The sequence below is a fragment of the Streptomyces sp. NPDC048411 genome (assembly GCF_040704695.1).
In the GTDB taxonomy this organism is placed as follows: domain Bacteria; phylum Actinomycetota; class Actinomycetes; order Streptomycetales; family Streptomycetaceae; genus Streptomyces.
On the sequence record NZ_JBEZKL010000233.1, the window covers coordinates 1 to 6,433 of the forward strand.

The window sequence follows — 6,433 nt, forward strand, 5'->3', positions numbered from 1 at the left end:
GCCTAAGAGGCCTCGCACGTAGGTGGGGTGGAGGAAGGAGCGGGGCGAGGGGCAAGCCTGGCAAGGCGGAGGAGGGAGGCGACGCGGAGCGTCGTCGACCGACGACAACGCCGCCAGGCGCCGCCCATCGGCACGCGACGCCGCCCCACCTACGTGCGAGGCCTCTAAGACGGCGATAGGGGAGGAAGCCCGGTGCGAGTCCGGCGCGGTCCCGCCACTGTGAGTCCGGCCTGGGCGGCCGGGCGAGTCAGGAACTCCCTTCCCCAAGCTCTCGACGCCGCTCGAGCAGGGGAGACCCCATTCCGACACCGCCCGGGGCGTGGACACCCCGAGGAAGGCCCGACGCCGCATGATCCTGCTCCTGTCGACGTCCGACACCGACCTGCTCAGCGCCCGCGCCGCGGACGGTCCGGTGACCTACCGCTACGCCAACCCCTCGCGCCTGCCGCTCGACGACCTTCCCGCTCTCCTCGACGGCACCGACCTCGTCGTCGTACGCCTCCTCGGCGGTGTCCGCGCCTGGCAGGAAGGCCTCGACCAGGTCCTCGCCACCGGCAGGCCGGTCGTCGTCCTCACCGGCGAACAGGCCCCCGACGCCCAGCTGATGGCCGCCTCCACCGTCCCGATCGGGATCGCCGCCGAGGCCCACGCCTACCTGGCGCACGGCGGCCCGGCCAACCTGGACCAGTTGGCCCGGTTCCTCTCCGACACCGTGCTGCTGACCGGCCACGGCTTCGAGCCCCCGGCGCCCGCACCGTCCTGGGGCCCCCTGGAGCGCACCGCGCGCGCCTGTGACGGCCCGACCATCGCGGTGCTCTACTACCGCGCCCACCACATGAGCGGGAACACCGCGTTCGTCGACACGCTCTGCCGGTCGATCGAGGACGCGGGCGCCCGCGCCCTCCCCCTGTACGTCGCCTCGCTGCGTACCCCGGAACCCGCACTCATCGACGAACTGCGCGCCGCCGACGCCATCGTCACCACCGTCCTCGCCGCGGGCGGCACCCGGCCCGCCGAGGCATCGGCGGGCGGCGACGACGAGTCCTGGGACGCGGGTGCGCTCACCGGACTCGACGTACCGATCCTGCAGGCTCTCTGCCTGACCAGCTCGCGCAGCGACTGGGAGGACAACGACGAGGGTGTCTCCCCGCTCGACGCGGCCAGTCAGATCGCGGTCCCCGAGTTCGACGGCCGGCTGATCACCGTCCCGTTCTCCTTCAAGGAGATCGACGAGGACGGGCTGCCCGCGTACGTCGCCGACACCGAACGCGCGGCACGCGTCGCCGGAATCGCCGTACGCCACGCACGGCTTCGCCACATCCCGGCCGGGGACAAGCGCCTGGCACTCGTCCTCTCCGCCTACCCGACCAAGCACTCCCGTATCGGCAACGCCGTCGGGCTCGACACCCCCGCCAGCGCCGTCGCCCTGCTGCGGCGACTGCGCGCCGAGGGCTACGACTTCGGGCCCGAGGACGAACTCCCCGGCCTGGTCTCCGGCGACGGCGACGAGCTGATCTACGCCCTGATCGAGGCCGGCGGCCACGACCAGGAGTGGCTGACCGAGGAGCAGCTGGCCCGCAACCCGGTCCGTATCCCGGCCGCCGACTACCGGCGCTGGTACGCCACGCTCCCGGACGGGCTCCGCGACGCCGTCGAGCGGCACTGGGGTCCGCCGCCCGGCGAGATGTTCGTGGACCGCTCCCGCAATCCGGAGGGCGACATCGTGCTCGCCGCCCTGCGCCGCGGGAACCTCCTCATTCTCATCCAGCCGCCGCGCGGCTTCGGCGAGAACCCGATCGCGATCTACCACGACCCCGATCTGCCGCCCTCGCACCACTACTTGGCCGCGTACCGCTGGATCGCGGCGGCGCGGGACGACGGCGGTTTCGGGGCCGACGCGATGATCCACCTCGGCAAGCACGGCAACCTGGAGTGGCTGCCCGGCAAGAACGCGGGCCTGTCCGCGGACTGCGGCCCGGACGCGGCACTGGGCGATCTCCCGCTCGTCTACCCGTTCCTGGTGAACGACCCGGGCGAGGGCACGCAGGCCAAGCGCCGCGTCCACGCCACCCTGATCGACCACCTCGTGCCGCCGATGGCCCGCGCGGACAGCTACGGCGACATCGCGCGCCTGGAGCAACTCCTCGACGAACACGCCCAGATCGCCGCGATGGACCCGGCGAAACTGCCCGCGATCCGCGCCCAGATCTGGACCCTGATCCAGGCCGCCAAGCTCGACCACGACCTCGGGCTCGACGACCGCCCGGACGACGAGGGTTTCGACGAGTTCATCATGCATCTGGACGGCTGGCTCTGCGAGATCAAGGACGCCCAGATCCGCGACGGCCTGCACGTCCTGGGCGGTGCCCCGGCCGGTGCGGACCGGGTCAACCTGGTCCTGGCGATCCTGCGCGCCCGCCAGATCTGGGGCGGTACGGCGTCGCTGCCCGGCCTGCGCGAGGCACTCGGGCTGGACGAGTCCACTGCCACCCGCACCACCGCCGACGAGGCCGAGGAGCATGCACGCGCCCTGGTCCAGGCGATGGAGGACGCGGACTGGGACCCGGCGGCGGTCGCGACCGTCACGGCATCGCATCCCCGACCGGTCGCGGACATCCTCGACTTCGCCGCCCGCGAGGTGGTCCCCCGGCTGTCCGCCACCACCGCCGAACTCGACCACACCGTCCACGCCCTGAACGGCGGCTTCGTCCCGGCGGGCCCCTCCGGATCCCCGCTGCGCGGCCTGGTCAACGTCCTGCCGACCGGCCGCAACTTCTACTCCGTCGACCCGAAGGCGGTCCCGTCCCGCCTCGCCTGGGAGACCGGTCAGGCCCTGGCCGACTCGCTCCTGGAGCGCTACCGCACCGACAACGGCGAGTGGCCCACCTCGGTCGGCCTCTCCCTGTGGGGCACCAGCGCGATGCGCACCTCCGGCGACGACGTCGCCGAGGCACTGGCACTGCTCGGCATCCGCCCGGTCTGGGACGACGCCTCACGCCGCGTCACCGGCCTGGAACCGATCGACCTCGCCGAGCTGGGCCGCCCGCGCATCGATGTGACGCTGCGCATCTCCGGCTTCTTCCGGGACGCGTTCCCGCACACCATCGGCCTGCTCGACGACGCGGTACGTCTCGCCGCCTCCCTCGACGAACCGGCCGAGCAGAACCACATCCGGGCGCACGCCCAGGCCGACCTCGCCGAACACGGCGACGAACGCCGGGCCACCACCCGCATCTTCGGCTCCCGCCCCGGTACCTACGGAGCGGGTCTCCTCCAGCTCATCGACAGCCGCGACTGGCGCACCGACGCCGACCTCGCCGAGGTCTACACCGTCTGGGGCGGTTACGCCTACGGCCGCGAACTCGACGGGCGCCCGGCCCGCGACGAGATGGAGACGGCGTACAAGCGCATCGCCGTGGCCGCCAAGAACACGGACACCCGCGAGCACGACATCGCGGACTCGGACGACTACTTCCAGTACCACGGCGGCATGGTGGCCACGGTCCGCGCCCTGCGCGGCACCGCCCCGGAGGCGTACATCGGCGACTCCACCCGCCCGGAGACGGTCCGCACCCGCACCCTCGTCGAGGAGACGTCCCGCGTCTTCCGCGCCCGCGTGGTCAACCCCAAGTGGATCGAGGCGATGCGCCGCCACGGCTACAAGGGCGCCTTCGAACTCGCCGCCACGGTCGACTACCTCTTCGGCTACGACGCGACAACGGGCGTGGTCGCCGACTGGATGTACGACAAGCTCACCGAGACGTACGTCCTCGACCCGACCAACCGCGAATTCCTGCAGCAGGCCAACCCCTGGGCCCTGCACGGCATCGCGGAACGCCTCCTGGAGGCCGAGTCCCGCGGCATGTGGGCCAAGCCGGACCCTGCGGTACTGGAGGCGCTGCGCCAGGCGTTCCTGGAGACGGAGGGGGACCTGGAGGGCGAGGACTGAGGGCCGACAGGCGTACGTGGGTGTGGCGCTCCGTTCCGCACGGGGCGCCACACCCACCCGCGCCGCCCTCTCGTCGGCTTCCCCGGTGCCCGGTCCGACCGCACCGCCGCCGGTCATGCGTGAGCCGCCCGGCCGGCCGGCCGTGAGGGCACAGGCCGTACCGGACCCGCGCCGGCCGAGGAGCAGGCGGCCGACGAACAGGTGCGCGCACCGGACGCTCGTGGACCACCGGGAAGAATCGGCAGGACGTCTGGCGTGATCACTCGGCCGGGTGGTCCCGGCCGGGTGACCGCCCGTCGCGCGTTCAGCGTCGGCGGAACTCGGGATCATGCGCAGGTGATCTCCGTGAACCGCCGCTCCGTGCGCCGCCCGCGTGGCCTCCTGGCCCCGATCGGGCTCGGCGCCCTCGCCGTCCTGTCCTTGCTGCCGGGCTCGCTGCCCGCCGCCGCGCAGCCGGTGGCCGCCACTCGGTCCCCCGCTGCCGCGCTCCTGCCCACCCGTGGGGAGTCCCTGGTCTCCGCGCGGCTCGCCGCGATCCGGCACGATCCGGCCGCGCTGAGGGCCTTCTTCACGGCACTGCCGAAGGGAGGGGACCTGCACAACCACCTGTCCGGCGCCGTCTCGACCGAGTACCTGATCTCGCTCGCCGCGGAAGACGGTCTGTGCATCGACGAGACGACGCTGACCGCGGTGCAGCCGCCGTGCGATCCCGGCCGGCGGCCGGCGTCGGACGCCCTGACCGACGGCCCCTTCCGCCGCTCGGTGCTGCGGGCGTGGTCCATGCAGGACTTCCCGCCGGGGCAGTCGGGGCACGACCACTTCTTCGACACGTTCGGGAAGTTCGGCGAGGTCACCTGGCGCCACCGGGGCAAGCTCCTCGCCGAAGTGGCCAACACCGTCGCGAGGCAGAACCAGTTCTATCTGGAGACGATGGTGACCCCCGCGTCGGACGGCGCGAAGAATCTCGCCGCCGAGGTCGGCTGGGACCCGGACCTGGCAAAGCTGCATGGCAAGCTGCTGGCCGGTGGCAAGCTCGACAAGCTGGTCGCCGAGGCGAGCCGGGAGACGGACGAGTCCGACGCGGAGTTCCGCACGGCAGCACAGTGCGGCACGCCCCGCGCGGAGGCCGGCTGCCGGCTGCCGGTGCGGTGGATCTCCCAGGTGTCGCGCGGCAGTTCACCCGAGCGGGTCTTCACGCAGATGGCCCTGGGACTGCGCCTCGCCGAACGGGACAAGCGGTTCGTCGCCGTGAATCTGGTGCAGCCGGAGGACTGGGACAGCTCCCTGCAGAACTACAGCCTGCAGATGCGGATGCTCGACTACCTGCACCGCGTATACCCCAAGGCGCACATCACCCTGCATGCGGGCGAGTTGTGGCCCGGCCTGGTCAAGCCCGAGGACCTGACCTTCCACATCGGTGAGGCCGTGAACATCGCACACGCCGAGCGCGTCGGCCACGGTGTCGACCTGGTCCACGAGGACAACTGGCAGCAGCTCGCCCGCACCATGGCCGCCCGCCAGATCGCGGTCGAGGTCCCGTTCAGCAGCAACGCGCAGATCCTCGGGGTCAAGGGCGCCGACCACCCCTTCACCACCTACCGGTCCTACGGCGTGCCTGTCGTGCTGGCCACCGACGATCCCGGCGTCTCCCGGATCGACATCAGCCACGAGTACCAGTACGCCGCCACGACGTACCGCCTCGGCTACCGCGACCTGAAGGACCTCGCCCGGGCCTCCCTGGAGTACGCCTTCCTGCCGGGCACCAGTCTCTGGCAGGGCAACCCGACCCGGGGCGGCTACCGTCTCGCCGGCGCCTGCCGCCACGACATTCCCGGTACGCACAACCCCCGGCAGCAGTGCCGGCGCCTCCTGGACGCCAGCACCAAGGCGCGGGTCCAGTGGCGCCAGGAAGCCGCGTTCGCGGCCTTCGAACGGCGGATCGCAGCCACCACGGCAGGCTGACGGACACACACCCGCTCCGGACACCACGGGCGCCCTCCGGCACATGCGTATGCCGGAGGACGCCCGTGCGCGTGGCGGGTTACCCGTCAACGAGGGAGCGCCCCGCCCGGTCGGAACCGGACGGGGCGCTCCCTTGCAGGTCAGAGGCCGAACCCCCTCCCTCACCTCACGTAGGCCGTGCGGAGCATGAGTTCGTTCGCCGGTGGATCAGGCCGAACGACCACGATCGGATGGCCGTGCACACCGCCGGCAGGATGACCAGGCGGCAGCGGCGTATTTGTGGGCACTTCGGTAGGCAGCCCGACCCCTTGGACTGGTACTTTCCGACTGACCAGGCCACCATCATGGGTCGGGAGCCGGTAACCAGGTGAGTTCTTCTGGCACGTCAACGGCTGTGGCGCGGCGAGCGCTTGGCGCTGTCTTGGCGGCCGAGGCGGTGTCGGTCGCGGGAAACCGGATCGCCCTGATCGCGATTCCCTGGTTCGTGCTGGACACCACGGGTGATCCCGCACGGGCCGGGCT

Annotated in this window: 2 protein-coding genes and 1 riboswitch; both genes read left to right on the forward strand. The window is 72.0% G+C overall.

From position 1 onward, the window contains the following. The first annotated feature begins 140 nt into the window (after positions 1-140). Positions 141-278: riboswitch (cobalamin riboswitch) on the forward strand. Positions 279-349: 71 nt separating this feature from the next. Beyond that, positions 350-3,949, forward strand: coding sequence for a cobaltochelatase subunit CobN (gene cobN / locus AB0915_RS37745; protein WP_366695729.1), 3,600 nt, complete (start codon positions 350-352; stop codon positions 3,947-3,949). Positions 3,950-4,285: 336 nt separating this feature from the next. Beyond that, the gene (locus tag AB0915_RS37750; RefSeq protein ID WP_366695728.1) at positions 4,286-5,911 is read left to right on the forward strand and encodes an adenosine deaminase; all 1,626 of its coding nucleotides are present in this window, start codon (positions 4,286-4,288) and stop codon (positions 5,909-5,911) included. The last annotated feature ends 522 nt before the right edge of the window (positions 5,912-6,433 follow it).

Bases quoted from the DNA above. Each gene is read 5' to 3' on its own strand.
- cobN (WP_366695729.1), top strand. From the start codon at position 350: ATGATCCTGCTCCTGTCGACGTCCGACACCGACCTGCTCAGCGCCCGC.